General features: G+C 61.5%; 17 protein-coding genes. 4 read left to right on the top strand and 13 right to left on the bottom strand.

The window, feature by feature from the left end:
* Window positions 1-197: 197 nt before the first annotated feature.
* From VNH11_14415 to VNH11_14385, 7 genes are all read right to left on the bottom strand, one after another.
* Window positions 198-1409: a hypothetical protein gene (locus VNH11_14415; GenBank protein HVA47561.1), complete on the bottom strand. Its 1212-nt coding sequence runs from the start codon at window positions 1407-1409 to the stop codon at window positions 198-200.
* 2 nt (window positions 1410-1411) lie between these two features.
* Window positions 1412-2125 (bottom strand): cysteine peptidase family C39 domain-containing protein, encoded by a 714-nt coding sequence (locus tag VNH11_14410; protein HVA47560.1) that lies wholly within the window; start codon window positions 2123-2125, stop codon window positions 1412-1414.
* A gap of 88 nt (window positions 2126-2213) precedes the next feature.
* Entirely contained in the window at window positions 2214-2663 is a 450-nt protein-coding gene (locus VNH11_14405; GenBank protein ID HVA47559.1) for a hypothetical protein, read from the bottom strand.
* A 542-nt stretch (window positions 2664-3205) separates the two neighbouring features.
* Complete coding sequence (locus tag VNH11_14400; protein HVA47558.1) at window positions 3206-4222, bottom strand: MoxR family ATPase; 1017 nt, start codon at window positions 4220-4222, stop codon at window positions 3206-3208.
* Between the two features lie 237 nt (window positions 4223-4459).
* The gene (locus VNH11_14395; protein HVA47557.1) at window positions 4460-6103 is read right to left on the bottom strand and encodes a hypothetical protein; all 1644 of its coding nucleotides are present in this window, start codon (window positions 6101-6103) and stop codon (window positions 4460-4462) included.
* A gap of 158 nt (window positions 6104-6261) precedes the next feature.
* Window positions 6262-7641, bottom strand: a complete 1380-nt coding sequence (locus tag VNH11_14390; protein HVA47556.1) for a DUF1501 domain-containing protein — start codon at window positions 7639-7641, stop codon at window positions 6262-6264.
* Between the two features lie 161 nt (window positions 7642-7802).
* Entirely contained in the window at window positions 7803-8621 is an 819-nt protein-coding gene (locus VNH11_14385; protein HVA47555.1) for a DUF1549 domain-containing protein, read from the bottom strand.
* 19 nt (window positions 8622-8640) lie between these two features.
* Here VNH11_14385 and VNH11_14380 point away from each other — a divergent pair, with 19 nt between their 5' ends.
* Window positions 8641-9042 carry a hypothetical protein gene (locus tag VNH11_14380; protein ID HVA47554.1) on the top strand — a complete coding sequence of 134 codons (402 nt, stop codon included), beginning with the start codon at window positions 8641-8643 and terminating at the stop codon, window positions 9040-9042.
* 171 nt (window positions 9043-9213) lie between these two features.
* Window positions 9214-10140, top strand: coding sequence for a YIP1 family protein (locus VNH11_14375; protein ID HVA47553.1), 927 nt, complete (start codon window positions 9214-9216; stop codon window positions 10138-10140).
* 150 nt (window positions 10141-10290) lie between these two features.
* Here the strand turns inward: VNH11_14375 and VNH11_14370 are convergent, their stop codons facing one another.
* Window positions 10291-10548, bottom strand: a complete 258-nt coding sequence (locus VNH11_14370; GenBank protein ID HVA47552.1) for a hypothetical protein — start codon at window positions 10546-10548, stop codon at window positions 10291-10293.
* 120 nt (window positions 10549-10668) lie between these two features.
* Here VNH11_14370 and VNH11_14365 point away from each other — a divergent pair, with 120 nt between their 5' ends.
* Both VNH11_14365 and VNH11_14360 read left to right on the top strand, forming a co-directional pair.
* Entirely contained in the window at window positions 10669-10989 is a 321-nt protein-coding gene (locus VNH11_14365) for a hypothetical protein (GenBank protein HVA47551.1), read from the top strand.
* Entirely contained in the window at window positions 10986-11111 is a 126-nt protein-coding gene (locus VNH11_14360; GenBank protein HVA47550.1) for a hypothetical protein, read from the top strand. Before VNH11_14365 ends, VNH11_14360 begins: the two co-directional genes overlap by 4 nt.
* A 51-nt stretch (window positions 11112-11162) precedes the next feature.
* Here the strand turns inward: VNH11_14360 and VNH11_14355 are convergent, their stop codons facing one another.
* The 5 genes from VNH11_14355 to VNH11_14335 form a co-directional block, all read right to left on the bottom strand.
* Window positions 11163-14129 (bottom strand): N-6 DNA methylase, encoded by a 2967-nt coding sequence (locus VNH11_14355; GenBank protein ID HVA47549.1) that lies wholly within the window; start codon window positions 14127-14129, stop codon window positions 11163-11165.
* 12 nt (window positions 14130-14141) lie between these two features.
* The gene (locus VNH11_14350) at window positions 14142-15158 is read right to left on the bottom strand and encodes a toll/interleukin-1 receptor domain-containing protein (protein ID HVA47548.1); all 1017 of its coding nucleotides are present in this window, start codon (window positions 15156-15158) and stop codon (window positions 14142-14144) included.
* A gap of 17 nt (window positions 15159-15175) precedes the next feature.
* Window positions 15176-16171: a hypothetical protein gene (locus VNH11_14345; GenBank protein HVA47547.1), complete on the bottom strand. Its 996-nt coding sequence runs from the start codon at window positions 16169-16171 to the stop codon at window positions 15176-15178.
* A complete protein-coding gene (locus VNH11_14340; protein HVA47546.1) occupies window positions 16137-16661 on the bottom strand; it encodes an ImmA/IrrE family metallo-endopeptidase in 525 nt (174 codons plus the stop codon). Before VNH11_14340 ends, VNH11_14345 begins: the two co-directional genes overlap by 35 nt.
* A 134-nt stretch (window positions 16662-16795) precedes the next feature.
* Window positions 16796-17132: hypothetical protein (locus VNH11_14335; protein ID HVA47545.1), on the bottom strand; the 337-nt coding region annotated here is incomplete at its 5' end.

Raw genomic sequence — 17132 nt, 5'->3', positions numbered from 1 at the left:
GTGAGAATCGTAGCGAGCGGGTGTTCGGCGAACGGTTGCCGACTCAGCCGGGATCGCCTGGGCGCGCGGCCGCGCGAAGTGGCCCGCTCGACCGCGGAAACCCCGCCGAAATCCCCGGCGCGACCTGCGGAAGATAGGCTCCACACTATCGCGATCGATTTGAGCGATAATGTCATATCGGATTTACTTTGCTGTGGCTACACCGTCCCGCCTGATGCGCGCGCAGCTCTTTGACGGCGTCGATGTCGCCAGCACAGGAAGCCGACCGCGCACGTGAGCGTTGCAGCGATAATCCAGTGGTTGTATCGAGCTCGCCGGCCCTTGAACACCTCTTCCGGCGGCTCATCAAGTAGATTTCCGTTGCCGTCGGTGTACTTAACGACCGGCGTGCTGAACGAAATGCCGCGTTCAAGCGTTTCCGGAAGGTCGGTCACCCTTGCATAAGGCGGCAGCGAGACCGAAAACTGTTGATCGGTGTGGTTGTTCACGCGCCAACTAGTTAGTCGCAGCTCCGTAACCTTAGGCTCCGAGGCGCCGCTGCTATAGTCAAAGACCCGACAGATCTTCGGAACCCAGCACCCATCAATGATCGCTATTGGCGAGTCAGTTTCTATTATACATTCGAGCCGCCGCGCGCGCGCATTCGTCACTTCGCGTTTCACGAGACAGAAGCACCGTTCGTCATCGAGCCACAGCTTTTCAGTGCCGTGAAAGAACTCCTTTCCGTCGAGGATAATACGGTACTCGCCATCGACACGCGTACATTGGCGTCCGCTACACGCATCGCGAACCGCGGTGTATCCACCCGAAGTGAAGACGTCGGGCAAGCAGCCCGCGCGCCGCGCGTCCTCGAATGCCGACGTCGCAAGCGGATCGGGCACAAACCATCCGATGAGCTTCAAATAGTATGGGTCAAATCGGCTTCCGACCACAATGTCCCGTGTTTTTGGGGAATGAATCTCCGCAAGGCGGTCGCCGAGGATGAATCGAAGTTGGCGGCCATCGAACGCGCGCGTTTCATGAGTGCGAACTTGCTCAGGGGGGCCGCTCGACGCGCGGGATGCGGCGGACGACCCGTTCGTTCCGGTCTTTTCCTGCACCGCCGCGCTCTCCGTGCGCCGCGGTCCGTTCGTAACGCGCGTTCGTTCCAGATACCTCAACGGTCCCTTAAAGATAAATGTCTCAGTTTCACTTGGCTCGACAACGCGGCTTGCCCCACTACGCGAGATTCCGTAGCGCTCTACCGTAAAGCCGAATGACTCGACCTGCTCGCGTGATTTTTGAATCCTGACCGCGATTTCCGCGAGCGTCGCGGCTTGCGCGCCTCTCGCCGCGGCGCGCGGGATCGTCAGCGCGGCAAGAAGCGAAAACGCCGCAATCGAGAGGCGTCTGAACAAGTCCGTAAACATCCCTAATCTCCGCCTAGTCGCTTCAGTAAAGCTCCTCTTAGGAACCGCGCGTGGTAACGGCGAAGGCTCGCGAAAAGAACCACGCACACCGCCGGCACCGCCACTGCGGCTAGGGCGCACGCGACGGCAAAACGGTGGTCCGCACCCTCCTGGACGACAAGGACGCCGCTCCAGCTCCTGATAAACTCCTCCGCGGTACGTGTCTGGATCATCGCGGACGCTGCGTCGACATACTGCACTGCTGCCTCATTCGCGGAAGTGACGACAACGAAGTGGCGTCGCCCTTCCGGCTCGAAGCTCACGCGCTCGTCTGGCTCAAATAACGCGACTGCCGGCTTCGGTACTCGATAAAGTTCTTTTGGAGTGGCCCGCACGGCCACGGCATCGACACCATGATTCCGCAGGCAGTTCGTGACGGACAGGACGCTGCTGCCCGAGACGGAAATCGGAATCTGGCTTTCAATAGATGCAAAACTGATGTCGTCGCGACCAGAGAGTTTCAGGAAAAGATACGCCGCGTTTACGCCGCAGTAAGGACCGGATCGCCAGTGTGGCGGAGCCTGCGCTGGCAGGGATACTTCCGCTTCCGCGCGAACAGCGCCCCCATCGCCCCCAGCAAGAAACACCAATGATGCGGAAACGAGTAGTCGGCCGCACACGCAGGCTGCACGGGTGGTGCGCAGCCGTCGTGGTCCGATTAGCTGACAAGGCGTCATTGAAACTCCTTTTGCCGGGTTGCTGGCTTCGACGTACGCATTCCCCATTACGCGAGGCCGGTCGTGCCAAGTATCTATATGTCATGCACTAATTAGATCTCGCAGCGAGGTTTGACTCAACCGTCCGACTTATATCAGAAGGGGTAATAGTGCCACTGGCCGCTGCAGTCGACATAATCTGTGGTGTACCAACCACACGCACCACCGCATGGCGAGGTGCAGTTGCCTGAGCCGAGGCATCGATCGCCTGAACCGTTGTCGCCGTCACATATTTGAGCCCGTGGGAGGTGCGCACTATCGTTATAGAGCCGTTGTATCGGTGCTCGGCGACATTCTGGTCCAACAGCACCGACTTCAATTCGTCGAAAGAAGCCCCCATCACCTCGTCAAGCCGCTGCGGGCACGCGCGGAACGCGTGCAGGCAGTGAATGACATCGCTGATACTCGGTTGGCGCTCGATCTTCAGACGAGCGGCAAGAAATTCAGGCTCAAGTCCTGGCGGGAGGCAACCGCGTGGGAAATGGTAGCGGAGTGCCAACGGGCCACTGAAACGTGGCCCGCAGCCGGTCGCCCCGCGATCTTGGACGGTGGGGGCGGGAACTACGGATACCCACCGCGGCACCGCTAAAAAAGCCAAGAGCGATACGCTGCCTGCAAAAACCGCAGTCGTAACAAATCTGTATCTCATGTCATGCCTTGTCCGCCTCTTCTAACGCTCCGACGTGAGGGCTAACGCGACACTGATGCGATGCTAGTGCCTAGCCGTCAACCGGTCAACCTGCCCGATGGGGGGTGGCTACTTTTTGTTCGGATAGTGGGCTGTTTCTTGGAGCGGCAAGGCGAGATTTCGGAGAGCATGAGCTGCTATATTTCGCGTCCCGCGAGCGCAGCGGCCGTCGAACGTCCGAGCATCGTCGAGGCGCCTTGGGCAGTCTAATCTGGATTCGAGCTTCGCGGCGGACTGGAATGGAACAACCGTTGTCGCGATGGCGGAACCGGCGATTCCCTGTCGCAACGAGACGAACAATATCGCAAGACACAGGCAGTCTCGCAACGAACAACGGCGGAGCAGAATGGCCGTCATAGTTTTTCCTCCACCGGCACCAGCTTCAGCAGCCGTTCGACGAGGGCGTCGGCGTCGAGATTGTCGGCACGAGCGTGGAAGTTGAGCACCAGGCGGTGCCGCAGGGCGGGCGCGGCCATCGTTTGAATGTCGGCAAAATCGACGTGGTATTTGCCCGACAAAATGGCCCGGCCCTTGGCGCCCAGCACCATATACTGCGATGCGCGCGGGCTGGCGCCGTACGCCAAGTATCTGTGAATGGCCGCCAATGCACCTGACGCTTGACCAGCTTCGGGCCGCGTGGACGCGACCAGCCGGGCGGTGTAACGCACGACGCTGTCGGCGATCGGCACGCCCCGCACCAGCTCTTGCAGCCGCAATACTTCCTCCGCGGCCAGCACCTTGTCGGCATGCGCCGCCAGCGTGCTGGTGGTGCCTTTGATGATCTGCACCTCTTCGTCGACCGTCGGATACTTGACCTTCAGGTTGAACATGAAGCGGTCGAGCTGCGCTTCGGGCAGCGGATACGTGCCCTCCATCTCGATCGGGTTCTGCGTCGCCACCACGAAGAACGACGGCTTCAACCGATAGGTCTCGCGCCCCACCGAGACTTCGCCTTCCTGCATCGCTTGCAGCAGGGCCGCCTGCGTCTTGGGCGGCGTGCGGTTGATCTCATCGGCCAAGAGAAAGTTCGTGAACACCGGGCCGGGCACGAAGGAGACGCGGTGTTTGCCCGTCGCCTGGTCTTCTTCCATCACGTCGGTGCCGGTGATGTCGGCGGGCATCAGGTCGGGCGTGAATTGCACGCGGCGGAACTCCATGTCGAGCGTGCGGGCCAGCGTGCGGGCCATGAGCGTCTTGCCGAGTCCCGGCACGCCGTGCAAAAGAATATGCCCGCGGCAGAGCAGTCCGATCAACAGCGAGTCGATGATCTCGTGCTGCCCGACGACCACTTTGCTCATCTCTTGCGTCACGCGGTCGCGCGCTTCGCGCAGGCGTTCGATCACTGCCAGATCTTCGTTCGTTGCCGTCATGTTATGTGTCCGTGGTCCGTGGTCAGTTGTCCGTCGTGATCGGTGGCTGGGGCAGAGCCTGGCCCGCTACGGCTTGAACTTGCCATTCGGCGTCGCGGCCAGGCGATGCCCCGGTGCCGCCGTGCCAGTTCGGCGGCACCGGGGCATCGCTTGGCCATGACGTCGTTTCGCACTTTCGACGTCGTGCCTGGCCAAGCTCTGCCCCGGCCACCAATCCAAAATCGAAAATCCAAAATCCTACCGTGCTTTCTCCGCTTCCTGCGGGTCGATGAGTCCGTCGGCGTCGTGGTCGAGGCCGTGAAACACTTTGCGGGGGCCTAAAAACTCGTTCCAGGTCAGGTCGCCATCGTTGTTGCGGTCCATCCGCTGAAACCAGATCGGCCCGATCGGCCGGCGCTGCTGAAAGGCCGGCGTTTGGGCGGCAAGCTGCTCGCTGGGGCCAAAAAGCTGATAGCTGCCGCGCACGAACTCGATATGGAAGTGCCGCACCGGCTCTTTTTCCGCGATGCCGGGCCGCCGGTCGCGGTCGAGCTGGGCCAGAGCCATCGGGGCGTGCCGCAGCTCGCGCACCGAGACCCGCCCATCGGCGTTGGCGTCGAGCGCCATGAAGAAGCCGTAGCCGGTGTCGTAGACGTTGACACGGCAGGTGGTCGCCGCGGGCTCGCCGCGCGCCGCCACATATTGCTTCATTTCGTCGGCAAAAATCTTGTCGTCGCCGTCGGCGTCCATCAGCTCGAACAGGCCGCGTTCGAAGCGGATGCGCTCGGCCGTCTCGTCGCGGTCGAGGTAGCCGTTGGCGTCCATGTCGAGCTGGTTGAATTGCCGCATGGCGTTCTCGACGGCCGAGGCGATCGGATCGAGATTGCGGTGCGAGAAGGTGACGACGGCCGCGGAGAACGCCACCTTGGCATAATCGGCCCGTTCGCCGGAGTCGAGGCGCTGGCCGCCCGTTGCCCGCACGTCGATCGCCCCCCCGTCCGCGTCGTTCGGTTCGAGATCGGCCGAAAGCTCGATGTCGGGCGTGGACCGGCCGACGGCCGCCAACTCCTGGGCATTGAGCTTTTCGTTGCCGTCGGTATCGAGCGTCTTGATGCGCTCCGCGGGCCAGTTCAACTCGGCGGCGGCAAGCTGCAGATCGCGGTTGCGATCGTACCTGGCCAACAACCGCCGCGGCAACAGTGGCTCTTGGGCGTCGCGCACGATGTCGGCCACGGTGGGCGTCGGCGGGGACGTGCGTTGGGCCAGGCCCAGCAACACTTGCATCGGATCGGGCTGAGGAGGCGGCGGAAAAAACTCCTCGAAGCTGACGCACTCGTCGCCGTCGTCGTCTTTGACCAGCACCAGGTCGGGCGAGGCGTCGAGCTCTTTCTGATCGAGCAGGCCGTTGGAGTCGGTGTCGAGCAGCTTGAAGACTTCCAGATCATTCTTCGACGAGCTGAGATCCTGGCGATAGGCGACCGGTTCGCCGCCCAGTCGTTCGACGGTGCGATCGACGTCGCGGGCCGAGAGGAGGGCCGGAGCGCCCAGACCTTTCAAGAATTGGGCGGCGTTGGGGCGGCTCTTCGTGCGCAGCAGCGGCGACCGGGCGGCTTCTTCGCGCGTCAGTTTGCCGTCGCGATTGGTATCGAGCGAGTTGATGAGGCGGCCGACGTACTGCCGGCGCGCTTCGGCGAGTGAGACTCCGGCCAGCGAGAGGTGCAATCGCAAGTGCAGCGGCCCGCCGTCGAGCAACAGCAGCACGTCTCGGCGGTCGGCCGGGTTCTCGCGGTCCGGCGTTGCCTCGGCCTTGCCGCGCGCAGCATCGACCGAGGCCTTGGCCACCACCTTCGGTGGAGCATCGGCCGCGAGCACGCTCAGCAACAAAAACAGCGGCGATATCATGGGCGTTGGGATTTTGGATTTTGGATTTTGGATTTTGGATTGTCGGTGCCGTCGCCACTTTGCGGCGAGGCGTGCCCGTGCGTTCGGGAATGCGAGTCGCTAGGTGATGCCCCCTGGCGGCAATCCAAAATCCAAAATCCAAAATCCAAAATCCAAAATCATGCCACCAGTTCCTTAATCGGCGTCCCTCCCCGATCGACCAGTGGAATCGGCCGGCCTTCAGGCGAAATGTTCTCCTTCTTGTAGTCCACACCCAGGGCCGTGCAGATCGTGGCATAGAGGTCGGCCACGGAGACGGGACGATCGGCCACCGTCATCGCATCGGGGCTGGTCTTGCCGATCGCCTGGCCGCCGCGGATGCCCGCTCCGCCGAGCGCCACGCTCCAGGCCAGCGGGAAATGATCGCGGCCTCCGTTGGGATTGATCTTCGGCGTGCGGCCGAACTCGCCCATCCAGATCACCAGCGTCGACTCCAACAAACCGCGGTCGCGGAGGTCTTTCATCAACGTGGCCCAGGCCGGGTCGAGCACCTGCGACAGGGCCTTCACCTGGTTGAAGTTGTCGAGGTGCGTGTCCCAGCCGGCGACGTTGCCCGGTGAGCCGGAGAGCGTCACTTCGACGAACGCCACGCCGCGCTCGACCAGCCGGCGGGCCAACAAGCAGCCCTGGCCGAAGCGATTGCGGCCGTAGGCGTCGCGCAGCTCGGCCGGCTCTTCGTCGAGCTGAAACGCCTTGCGGCCTTGCGACTCGACCATGCGCATCGCCTTGGCATAACTGGCGCGGTGGGCCTTCACGGCGTCGGCCTTGTCGCTCTTGTCGAACTCGCGATCCATGAACCGCAGGATGTCGAACTGGCTTTGCAGCGCCTTCTCGCCGCGGTCTCGCGGCGGTGCGAGATCCTCCAACGCCAGGTTGGCCCGCGTGTTCGGATCGTCGCTGGCGCCCGACACGGTCAGCGGCGCGTAGTTCGGACCCAAGAAGCCCGCGTCGACCATGCGGAACGGCGACAGGCTGATGAAGTTCGGCAGGTCGCTGTCGTCGCTGCCCAGCTCTTTGGCCATCAAAGAGCCGAGTGACGGGTAGCGCACGCCGGCCTGCTGTCCCGGATAACCGGTCATCATGAGCTGCGTTGCCAGCCCGTGCTCGCCCTCTTTGGTCGATAGGCTGCGGATGATCGCCAGGCTTTTCATCTGTTCGGCCACGCCCGGCAAGTGCTCGCTGATCTTCACGCCGGCCGCCGCGGTGGCGATCTCTTTGAACGGGCCGCCGTTGGTGTGGCCCGGTTTCAGATCGAAGGTATCGGTCTGACTCGGGCCGCCGTTCATCCACAGCAGAATGCACGACTTACCCTGTTTTGCCGCCGCCTGACCCGCCGCGGCGGCCAACCTCGGCAGCCAGCCGCTGAACGACACGCCCAACGCCCCGGCCAGGCTCCAGCCGAGAACTTCGCGCCGCGAGAAAGGCGCGGCGAACGCAATGCGATCGGAGTAAAGGGCCGGATTACAGACGGGAAGACATAAGCGAGAACCGTTTGTCATGTCTTGACTCCTTCGATTGCTTTCAGCAAAGGATGAGCGTAGAGTGGAAAAAGCGAGCTTGCGAGCGCCGGCCCACCGTGAACGACGTCGCGCCGAGGGTGGGCCGGCGCTCGCAAGCTCGCTGGTCCCACCCTACGCACAACTCTCTCATCCCTCATCTCTCACCGACTAAGCACGAACTCCGGACTATTTATCAGCCCCCACAATATCTGCGCGTAGGCTTGCTTTCGCTCCTGTTCGCCCGGCGGCTGCCGAACGTGATCGAGCAAGAACTCCCGCTCCTCTTCCGTCGGCCGGCGGGTGAGCGCGGCGAGGAAGAGCGTTTCGATTTTGTCTTCGGCCGAAAGGAACGGCGCTTCAACGACTGCCCGCAACGTGCGGCTCGACTCCAGGTTCGTGGCGTCGGCCGTGAGCTTGCCGTTCATCAACATCAGCGCCTGCGGAATGCCGCCTTTGTAGTCGATCGGCGTTTCGGCGGCCGACTCGTTCATGCGGGCCACGAACTGCGCCCGCTCGCCGTTGAAGCGGGGGCCGTTGTCGGCTTTGGCCACGGGCAAGCCGAGCGCCTGTTCCAGCGAATCAAACACCTGTTCGGGCAACAAGGACTTGAGCGTGCTTTGATCGGCCATGAAGTCGCGCACTTGAGCGACCGTGGGAATCCGCCCTTGCAGATCGAGAAACAATCGGCGAAGAAAAGTCGCGTCGTCGACCAACGGGGCCGGCTGCTCGCCACTTTCCTGATATTGTTCGGCGAAGCGGGCATCGATCCATCCGGCCAGTTCCTGCGTCGTCGTCTTCGCTTCCTCTCCCTTCGGGCGATGGCGCGCTGTTCCCTCTCCCTTCGGGAGAGGGCTAGGGCGAGGGCGCGTTGCCTCATCTTTGGCCAGGCACGTTCCGCCAAGCCCCAAAACGATCGCAACCGCGAATAAGAAATGACGGACCATGGAATTCGCCTGGGCGTGCGAGGCTGGTTCTAACATCGTCTGATCCCCAACCGCGATGCTAAGACATTCTGTCTTTCAAGTCAACCGGCTGCAAGGATTTTCAGCCAATCGCCAAGTTCACGGTTTGGCCGGGCCCGGCGAAGTTGTACACGAAGATGCTTGCCACGACTTCCGGCTGCCCGCGGCGTCTAGCGACTTCGAAGACTTCGTCATCCGCCTGATCCTGCCGGTCGGCCGGTCGCGCTGGGCCATTGCGGCCGGCTACACGGGCCTGTTCGCCGTGATTATAGTGCCGGCGCCGTTCGCCATCCTTCTGGGCGTCATCGCCGTCATTGACCTGCGGCGCAACCCGAAGCTGCACGGATGGGGGCGCGCCGTCTTTGGCCTTGTGATGGGCGTCGTCTGCACGATGCTGGCGGTGATCTGGCTTGCCCTGGAGGCGCGGGGCGGCACCTAGCGCGTCCGGTCGATAGCCGAGGGCGGCGGTCCCACATGGCTCGTGCCATTTAGGCGATCGTTGAATAGAATCAGGGTCCCCCTGGAAAAAGGCCACCGTTGCGCGCATGCTATTGAACAGTCCGGCCCGCCTGCGGCCGACGATTCGGCAACTCCGGGCGACGAGCGTTTCATGTCGATCGAATTTCTCTGTTCTGCATGTGGCAAGCTGCTGCGCACCGGTGACGACGCGGCGGGCAAGAAGGCCCGCTGCCCATCGTGCGGAGCGGTGCAGGGCGTTCCCTTTCAGCCTGCACCCACCATTGAAACCTATCCCGTCGCCGAACCGGTGCAGAGGCCATTGGCGGCGCAACCAGGTAAAAGGGCCGGCATGCCGCGTCCCGATCCGACCAACGCGTATGCCGCGCCGTTGTCGTACATGTCCGACGACGCGGCTGATGAGGCGAACGAATACCGCGGGCCGCGAAACGGACCGCCTTGGGAACGCGACGGCGCTTCGCTGGCCTCCTTCTGGGCCACAACCAAGCTGGCCTACTCCGCGCCAAAGAGTCTGTTTCTGAACCTGCGACGCGAAGGATGTCTCCTGCCGCCGCTCTTGTACGCGTTGGCGGGCGGACTGACCGGCGGTCTCATCGCGGTCTGTTGCAGCGCCGGCCTGCAGCTTTTGAACCTCCTGGCCGGTAGGCCGCAAGCTCACCTGCGCGGAGCGCCGCTGAGCCCTGCGGGCGTCGTCGTGGTGGGGGCCGTTGCGGTGATTGCTGTGCTTGCCGCTGCAGTTGCTGTGCCTTTCATTTTGTCGGGTATCTTTCATCTCTGCCTCACATTGCTTGGCGGGGCGCGGCATCCGTATGAGACGACGCTTCGAGTCGTCTGCTACGCTTTCGGCAGTGCGGCGCTGTTGGAGGTGATCCCATTCTGCGGACCATATCTGGGCGCCCTACTTGCTGCTATTCTAAGCGGAATTGGCCTCGCTTACGCCCATGAGACGACGGGGCAGAAAGCGGCGCTCGCCGTCTTGATCCCTTTCCTTGTCCGCTGCGGCGCTCTCAATGCCCTGTCTTTAATCGCCATCGTCTTGGCTATCGCCGCCGGTCGATGACGGCCATGTCATTGCCCCACGACGCTCCGCGACGACTCAAGCCGTTCGATTTCCTTCAGGAAATCGACGGGGTCAAGGATCAGAAGATCGGGATACCGCCCGCGAAAGCTCGGATCGTGCATCAGATCGGCCAGATCGCGGTCCCTGGCGTCACGGTGTCTGGCCCTGTTTGTCCCGCCACACCTCTTCGCGCACTCCGTCGAAGAAGTCTTGAAACTCTTGGTCGCTGACGCCCGCAGCCTCGATCGCCTGGGCAAAAGGGGCGCAGAGATCCTGAAAAGCGCGTGCTTTGGCGATCTTCTCCTTGACGGCATCGAGAACGAAGTCGCCGATGGCCTGCCCGCTACGCTCCGCCTGCCGACGGAGCGTGCTCTCCAGATCCGGCGGCAGGTTAACGGTCACGGTCATAGTAAGTCTCATGCACGTGTTTGCGTCAAGCAAGACCTCGATCGACGGCTCCGCTATTGGTATTCTATTATCGCCGCTGCCAACGGCCAGATGTACTTGGTTTTACTCGGGAGAACCCCCATGAAGCTCGCTCGCTTGACGGCCTTGTCGTTCGTCATTCTCGCATCCACCGGCGTGGCGTCGGCGGCCGAGCCGACCGGGCCGACCTTCGGCGATGTCTCGTATGGCCCGCATGCCGCCGATGTGCTCGATTTCTGGAAGGCGGAGGGCGACGGTCCGCGGCCGCTCTTGGTCTATATTCATGGCGGCGGTTGGATCGGCGGCGATAAGAAGGAAGACCCTGCCCGATTCCGCCCCTTTTTGGAAAAAGGCATCTCCTATGCCGCCATCAACTATCGTTTGATGCCGGCCACGGCATTCACCATCCGGTTTACGGCGTGAAGATGAAAGAGAAGGCCGACGCCTGCGGCATGGAATGCCATCTGGTCATTCCCGGCGTCTCGAAGTCGGAGAAATACAAGAGCGCCACCGAGTTCTTGCTGGCGAAGCTGCTTCAGCCGTGAAGCCGTAGCATCGCGGCCAGCATGATCGCGGTTCGATCGCCGCCGCGGGAATCAGGATCTCTTCACCTTCGCCGAGATGGCCGCGAACTGCTCCAGTGCGGTCTGCAGGTCGTCGGCGATTTCCTGGGCGATCACATCGGGGTCGGGCAGGTCCGCCGAGTCCTCCAAACTTTCGTCCTTGAGCCAGAAAAGATCGAGGTTGATCTTGTCGCGCTTGATGAGCTCTCCGTAGTCGAAGGCTCGCCAGCGGCCTTGCGGCGCCTTGTCGCTCCAGGTCGCTCGGCGCTTTTCGCGTGGCTGCCCAGGCTTGTAGCACTCGACGAATTCGTCGAGATCGGTGCGCTTGTGCGGATTGGTCTTTTGCGTGAAGTGCATGTTGGTCCGCAGGTCGCACACCCACAGCTTCTTGGTCCACGCCTTTTCCTGGGCGGCCCTGGCTTCGAAGAACAGCACGTTCGCCTTCACGCCCTGCGCGTAGAAAATGCCGGTCGGCAACCGCAAGAGGGTGTGAACGTCGCACGCCTCGAGCAGCTTGCGGCGCACCGTCTCGCCCGCGCCGCCTTCGAACAGCACATTGTCGGGCACGACGATCGCGCATCGCCCGCCGATTTTCAAGAGCGTCTTGACGTGCTGCAAGAAGTTCAACTGCTTGTTCTTCGTGGTGGTGTAGAAATCGGTCCGCTCGTAGGCGGTGTCTTCCTTTTCTAAATCCCCGTCTTCGTTGACGATGGCAATGCTGCTCTTCTTGCCGAACGGCGGATTGGTGAGTACCAGGCTGAAATGCTTGCCCGGATGGCTGGCCAGCGCGTCGATGCCCGAATGGATCGGGCAAGGCTCGCCGTCGATGCCGTGCAGATAGAGGTTCATGATGCAGAGCCGCGCCGTGTTGGGAACAAGCTCCCAACCTTGCACGAACGCCCGCTTCAGGTGGCGCTTCTGGTCGGGATCGAGTTCGCGGCCGTACTTCTGCATGACGTACTCGTGCGCGGCGAGCAGGAAGCCGCCCGTGCCCGCCGCGGGGTCGCAAACCATATCGCCGGGATCCGGCTGCACGCAATCGACAATGGCTTTGATCAACTCGCGGGGCGTAAAGTATTGACCGGCGCCCTTGGGCGATTCGGCCGCGCTCTTGGCCAGCAGCCCTTCATAGATATCACCCTTGACGTCGGCCTCCATCTTCGACCAGTCTTCGGCGTCGATCAGGTCGACGATCAACCGCCGCAGAGTGGCGGGACTCTGAATCTCCGGCTTGGCCCGTTTGAAGATTTCGCCGAGCATGCCCGGCTTCTTGCCCAGCTCTTCGAGAATGTGCCGATAGTGGTTCAGCAGCTCGTCGCCGTCGCGGCCCTTGAGGCTTTGCCAATTGAATTGCGGCGGGACGATCGACTTGCGGCTGTAGGGCGGCTTCGACTGCTCATCGGCCATCTTGAGGAACAGCAGAAACGTAATCTGCTCGGTATAAGCCATGTACGACAGGCCGTCGTCGCGCAGCACGTGGGCGAAGTTCCAGGCTTTTCCGACAATCGGTTGCGATGCGGTGCTCATGCTCTGCGAATTGTGCCTTTCTGTGTCATTCCTGTGCCTTTTGTGCCTTTTTGTGCCATTCCACCGCGCGGCGTTCCGTGACTCGTTCGACCATCGCACGAGCCGCCAAAAAGCCCCTCGCCCAACTCCAACGGCCTCGATCAAACCCAAGTCGCGCAAGGAGTTAAGCACGTTGCGAATGGTGCTGTCGGAGAGACTGGGATCGACCTTGTCGCGAACTTCACGAAGGCTTTGCACCGGGTTGGCGAGGAATTGCCCAAAGACGGCCGCCTGACGCGGGGACAATTGCACGCCCGATGGCGTGTTGGGCGCGAAGTTCGGCGCTAAGAATCGCACGACGAACTCACCGGCTCTCTCTTCGAACTGCGGCTCCGGGCAACCGGCTTCGACACACAGCCGCACCATGTTCTGTGTGCCGCGGCCCCACAGTTCGATCAGGCCGCGGCGATAGAACAGGTCCGCCAGCAGCGGATTGCGGGGCTGCGAATAATGGTCTCGCTTCAGGTCGGCCACGCTTAGCCCGCCGGGCAACGTGCCCGTGCTGGCGATTTCCAGCCGATCGTCAAACATGGCCACGTTGATCGCGCCGCCGGCGACGGCATAATCGCGGTGGCAGAGCGCATTCACGAGCGCTTCGCGCAGCGCCAGAATGGGATAAAGAGGGCGGTCTTGGCGCACTAACTCGTCGGGCCTAAATGTTCCGCGGATGGGGACGTGCTGTTTGAGAAAACCGTTGGCCTCTTCGAGCAACCCGAAGGCATGCGCCGAGACAATGCGTTGATCGACGAACTCATCTTTGGTCACTCCCCGGAACCACGCCAACCGCAAGCTGCACTGCGGATACCACGGCATGACCTGCGAACCGAAGGCCACCACCGCCGCTTGAATTGGGCGGCCATCGACAATCAGATTGAGCCGGCGCAGAGCGTCTTCATGTCCCGTGATGTTGGCGTCGAATCGTCCTGCTTCCATCGCCTGGCGAATCGTCTTTTCAACTTCGCGCGAATCGAGGTCCTCCGTCGCCGTACCGACGGCGGGTTGCTGTTCCCAGTGCTGGTCCGCGCCGATGCGGTCCTGAATCAGGCGGTTGATGTGGTCGGCCGACGCGGCGCGATTTGCCTCTCCGACGCGCACAAATACCTTCCCCTCGACCACGTAGGGCTTGCGCGGTCCGTTCGGCACGTCGATGACGATCACCGGCTTGTCGTCGGCCTCGGTATTGATGACCGACCAGGGCGCGGCGGGCGAAATCCGCTGGCGCAGGCTTCGACCAATCTCCTCCGCCTTGCTCTCGGCATCCTCAATGCCGACGACAGAACCATCGTCGGCAACGCCCACGGCGACGACTCCGCCCTCGGTGTTCAACATGCCGCACACCGCCGCGGCAATTCCGCGCGGGTCCGGGACGCTTTTGAACTCCAGCGTTGGTGATTCCTGGTAGCCGAGCCAGCGGGTTGTATCTGCGAGACTCATCGAGCGCTAAACTCAAAACGGAATATCGTCATCTGGGAAGTCGGCACGCGGTGCCTCGGGATGAACGCTTTCTGCGCCGTGCTTGTTCAAGAGGCGGTTCACATGCGCGAGGAATTCGCTATCGGCGCGAAGCTCGGGAATGTTGGCGGCTTTCTCCCGGATTTTACTTAGCTGTTCAGTAGAGATCACCTCCGCGCGGTCCAGCAGTTTGAGTTTTGTGAGGAGGGACGCACCAGGCGCCGCAAGCAGGTACTGTTCGACGAGGCACGAAACGAATCTCCCCGAAGTCCGCGAATTGTCGAGAAATGCACGAAACACCGCTTCGGCGACCTCTCTTAGCGTGCGTCCTTTGCCCTGTAGCCCCTGATATTTTCCAGGAAGGCCATACGGATCGAGGCCATATCTGATCGGCAAGACAATTACGCCTCGGCCCAAGGCGAGTCCGACTTCGTGATCGGTCCAGAGACTCTCCCCGAATCTTGGCGCTAGGATCGCTGCCAAGCCGTCCATGGAGAAAGGCGCTTTTTCGATTTCATCTTGCCACTCCTGCGTTGGCTTGATGTCTTCGTGGGCAACAAACGCAGAAATGCCGTACGGCGCAAGTGCCGACTTCAGGTTTGCCGCGGCGAGTTTGTTCTCGCTCAAATGGCTAACGAAGAGCCGAAAATGTGCCGCGAGCCAAAAGGAACTTTCTGAGGAGGGCACAATTCGAGGGCCCCGCGCGGACATGGGCTGGATCAGCACCTCTCGGATGAAGTCATGAGTTTCTCGCCGCTGCAGTTTCTCAACTTTTGCGAGAATCTTGCGCTCAATATTCTCAATCGCGTCTTCCAGCTTTGCATAGAGGTGAACCGGAATATGGATTGCAAGAGCATAATAGGTTGTTCCACCGTTCCAGTTGTCGTACTCCCGTACCGATAATTCCGGGGCCCCGTCTGCCATCACCGATCGGGTGGCCCCGTCGTCCGTGGCCAGGCACAATTCTCTAAGCGGTTCGAACAGCAGGGAAATATCGTCAGTCCAGTGCATTCGCAATCCTACTGACCTCAAAAATAGCCGAGCGTCAGATCGTCGGGGCGCAGCTTGTCGGGGGGAGGCGATGGTTCTCTAGGCGCGCCTTCGCTAGCCGGCTCGCTGTCGCCCTGGCTGAGATAGTGCCGGTTGGTCTCCTCGGCGCGCATCTCTTCGCGAAGTTCGGCGAGCTCTCGATCTTCAGTGCCGTAGCGATGATCGGCGTCGCCGGCGATGAATGGCCGGCGAAGCTTGGGGGTGTCGTCGAGGAATTGCCGCAAATAATCCTTCAGATCGTCGGAACGAAAGTCGCGGTGAATGCCAAGCAATCGCTCTTCGAGCAGCGGCAGACCGTCGCGCATGTCGAGCCAAAGTATCGGATATGGTTCGTTGCCGATAACGCCTTTCAGCGGTTCTCGACCCTGCAGATGAATGTGAAAGTGATGCCGCTCGACCTCGAGGGCGTCGACGGCGTCAAGCAGCATCAAAGCCAAGTCGGCCGATACGACGAACCGCCTTGCATCGCAAAACTTTGCGATCCGAAAACCGAGATCGATCGATGGGCCAATGAAATCGAGCGTCTTCCTCTGAGCGTCCGACGGTTCACCAATGAGAATCTCGGTGTTCGTTACTGGAAAGCCTGCCAGCCAGGCCGTGGCCTTCAATCGCAAAGGTATTTCTTTGGCCGCCCAGACGTCCGCAAACTTGCGAATTGCGTGCTTCAGCGCGAGGACATGCGCCGCCGCGTGGCGGAAGCTTCGCAACTCAACCCAAAACAGGATCTCATCGCCCGAAAACTTCCAGGGCTTCAAGCGTACGGCGGAGCCGCGCAACCTCGGCGGCAACTCGGCGTAGTCAGCCTCGACGAACTGCGGAAAGTCGGAGAAGAACTCCTTGAACGTCGCCGCCCAGCGAGAGTCGCCGTGCGCCGCCTTGAACGCGGTAGAGCCGACGAGATCGGCGCTTGCGAAGAGACGAAGTTTCCAACGCCAGGGGTCATCCAATGGCGTCGCGTCGGACTCGGGCGGCATCGGTCGAAACCCCAAACCTCGCGGCGATCACCGCCAAATTGTCGATTTTGGCACAGGCTGCCTTGAACTTGTCGCGCGGCATGAGCAGCGCCGCGGCAAACCAATTCGCCTCCCACTCAATGCGCGTCGAACCCTTTCGATAGGCGATGATCGGCTGCTCGCCTTGATTCGAGTGCAGGAAATAATGGCCGAGCTCGTGGGCCACGGTGAACCGGTCTCTTAGCGGGCTCGTGTAGTGCGCAAGCAGAATGTCGAAATTCGACTTCTCATGCACGTAAATCGATCCGTCTTCAATCAGCCATTCGTCGATGTCATGGTAGCTGATCCGTCCCGACAACCGCCTTACTAATTCCGCCGGATCGTCGCCGACGTCGAACTCGGCGATCTTCGCAACGCTGCCGGCGTAGTCTTCGACTTTGCGCTTGCACAGGTTCGTGGGCGCAATGCTCTCGCCTTCGATGTACGATACATTGGGACGGCGAAAATTCATGCGGAACCTCTGGAACGCCTACCAGATACTATTCGCGAAAGGTCGGTTCGTCAATCGACGCTCGTTCATTTTTGCCCGGCATGGCGCAGATGCGAGCTTCGTCTCGATGCCATAAAGCTGTGGAAGCGACGGGTTCACTTGCGGCGAGCGCCTCGTTTGCCCCCGAACTTCGCCGCCTGGTTTCGCAAGGGCTTCGTCTTCTGGCCTTGCCCGGTTGGCACATAGTTGTTCGACCGCATCCATTCCAGGCGCTTGCGTATTCGAGCGCTCGTGAATTTCTCCTTCGATTCGTGCCAGCCGTAAATCTCGGCGAGGATGCTCTTCTCGTCGGCCGGTCGGCCGTCGATGAGGAGATCGTTCCAGGCGGCGTAGGCGGTGGCGAAGAGCTCGGCTTCGTCGGTATTCATGGTGGCAATCTGGTCGAGCAAGCGGTCGAAACCGGCTTGCTTGTCGCCGAGCAGGCGCGCGGCG

This window comes from Pirellulales bacterium (genome assembly GCA_035533075.1).
Classification (GTDB): Bacteria; Planctomycetota; Planctomycetia; order Pirellulales; family JAICIG01; genus DASSFG01.
This window is presented reverse-complemented; position numbering and strand designations above follow the sequence as displayed.

Coding starts and splice junctions, on each gene's coding strand:
- VNH11_14415 (HVA47561.1), bottom strand. CDS start 1,409: ATGTTTACGGACTTGTTCAGACGCCTCTCGATTGCGGCGTTTTCGCTT.
- VNH11_14410 (HVA47560.1), bottom strand. CDS start 2,125: ATGACGCCTTGTCAGCTAATCGGACCACGACGGCTGCGCACCACCCGT.
- VNH11_14400 (HVA47558.1), bottom strand. CDS start 4,222: ATGACGGCAACGAACGAAGATCTGGCAGTGATCGAACGCCTGCGCGAA.
- VNH11_14395 (HVA47557.1), bottom strand. CDS start 6,103: ATGATATCGCCGCTGTTTTTGTTGCTGAGCGTGCTCGCGGCCGATGCT.
- VNH11_14390 (HVA47556.1), bottom strand. CDS start 7,641: ATGACAAACGGTTCTCGCTTATGTCTTCCCGTCTGTAATCCGGCCCTT.
- VNH11_14385 (HVA47555.1), bottom strand. CDS start 8,621: ATGTTAGAACCAGCCTCGCACGCCCAGGCGAATTCCATGGTCCGTCAT.
- VNH11_14380 (HVA47554.1), top strand. CDS start 8,641: ATGCTAAGACATTCTGTCTTTCAAGTCAACCGGCTGCAAGGATTTTCA.
- VNH11_14375 (HVA47553.1), top strand. CDS start 9,214: ATGTCGATCGAATTTCTCTGTTCTGCATGTGGCAAGCTGCTGCGCACC.
- VNH11_14370 (HVA47552.1), bottom strand. CDS start 10,548: ATGACCGTGACCGTTAACCTGCCGCCGGATCTGGAGAGCACGCTCCGT.
- VNH11_14365 (HVA47551.1), top strand. CDS start 10,669: ATGAAGCTCGCTCGCTTGACGGCCTTGTCGTTCGTCATTCTCGCATCC.
- VNH11_14355 (HVA47549.1), bottom strand. CDS start 14,129: ATGAGTCTCGCAGATACAACCCGCTGGCTCGGCTACCAGGAATCACCA.
- VNH11_14350 (HVA47548.1), bottom strand. CDS start 15,158: ATGCACTGGACTGACGATATTTCCCTGCTGTTCGAACCGCTTAGAGAA.
- VNH11_14345 (HVA47547.1), bottom strand. CDS start 16,171: ATGCCGCCCGAGTCCGACGCGACGCCATTGGATGACCCCTGGCGTTGG.
- VNH11_14340 (HVA47546.1), bottom strand. CDS start 16,661: ATGAATTTTCGCCGTCCCAATGTATCGTACATCGAAGGCGAGAGCATT.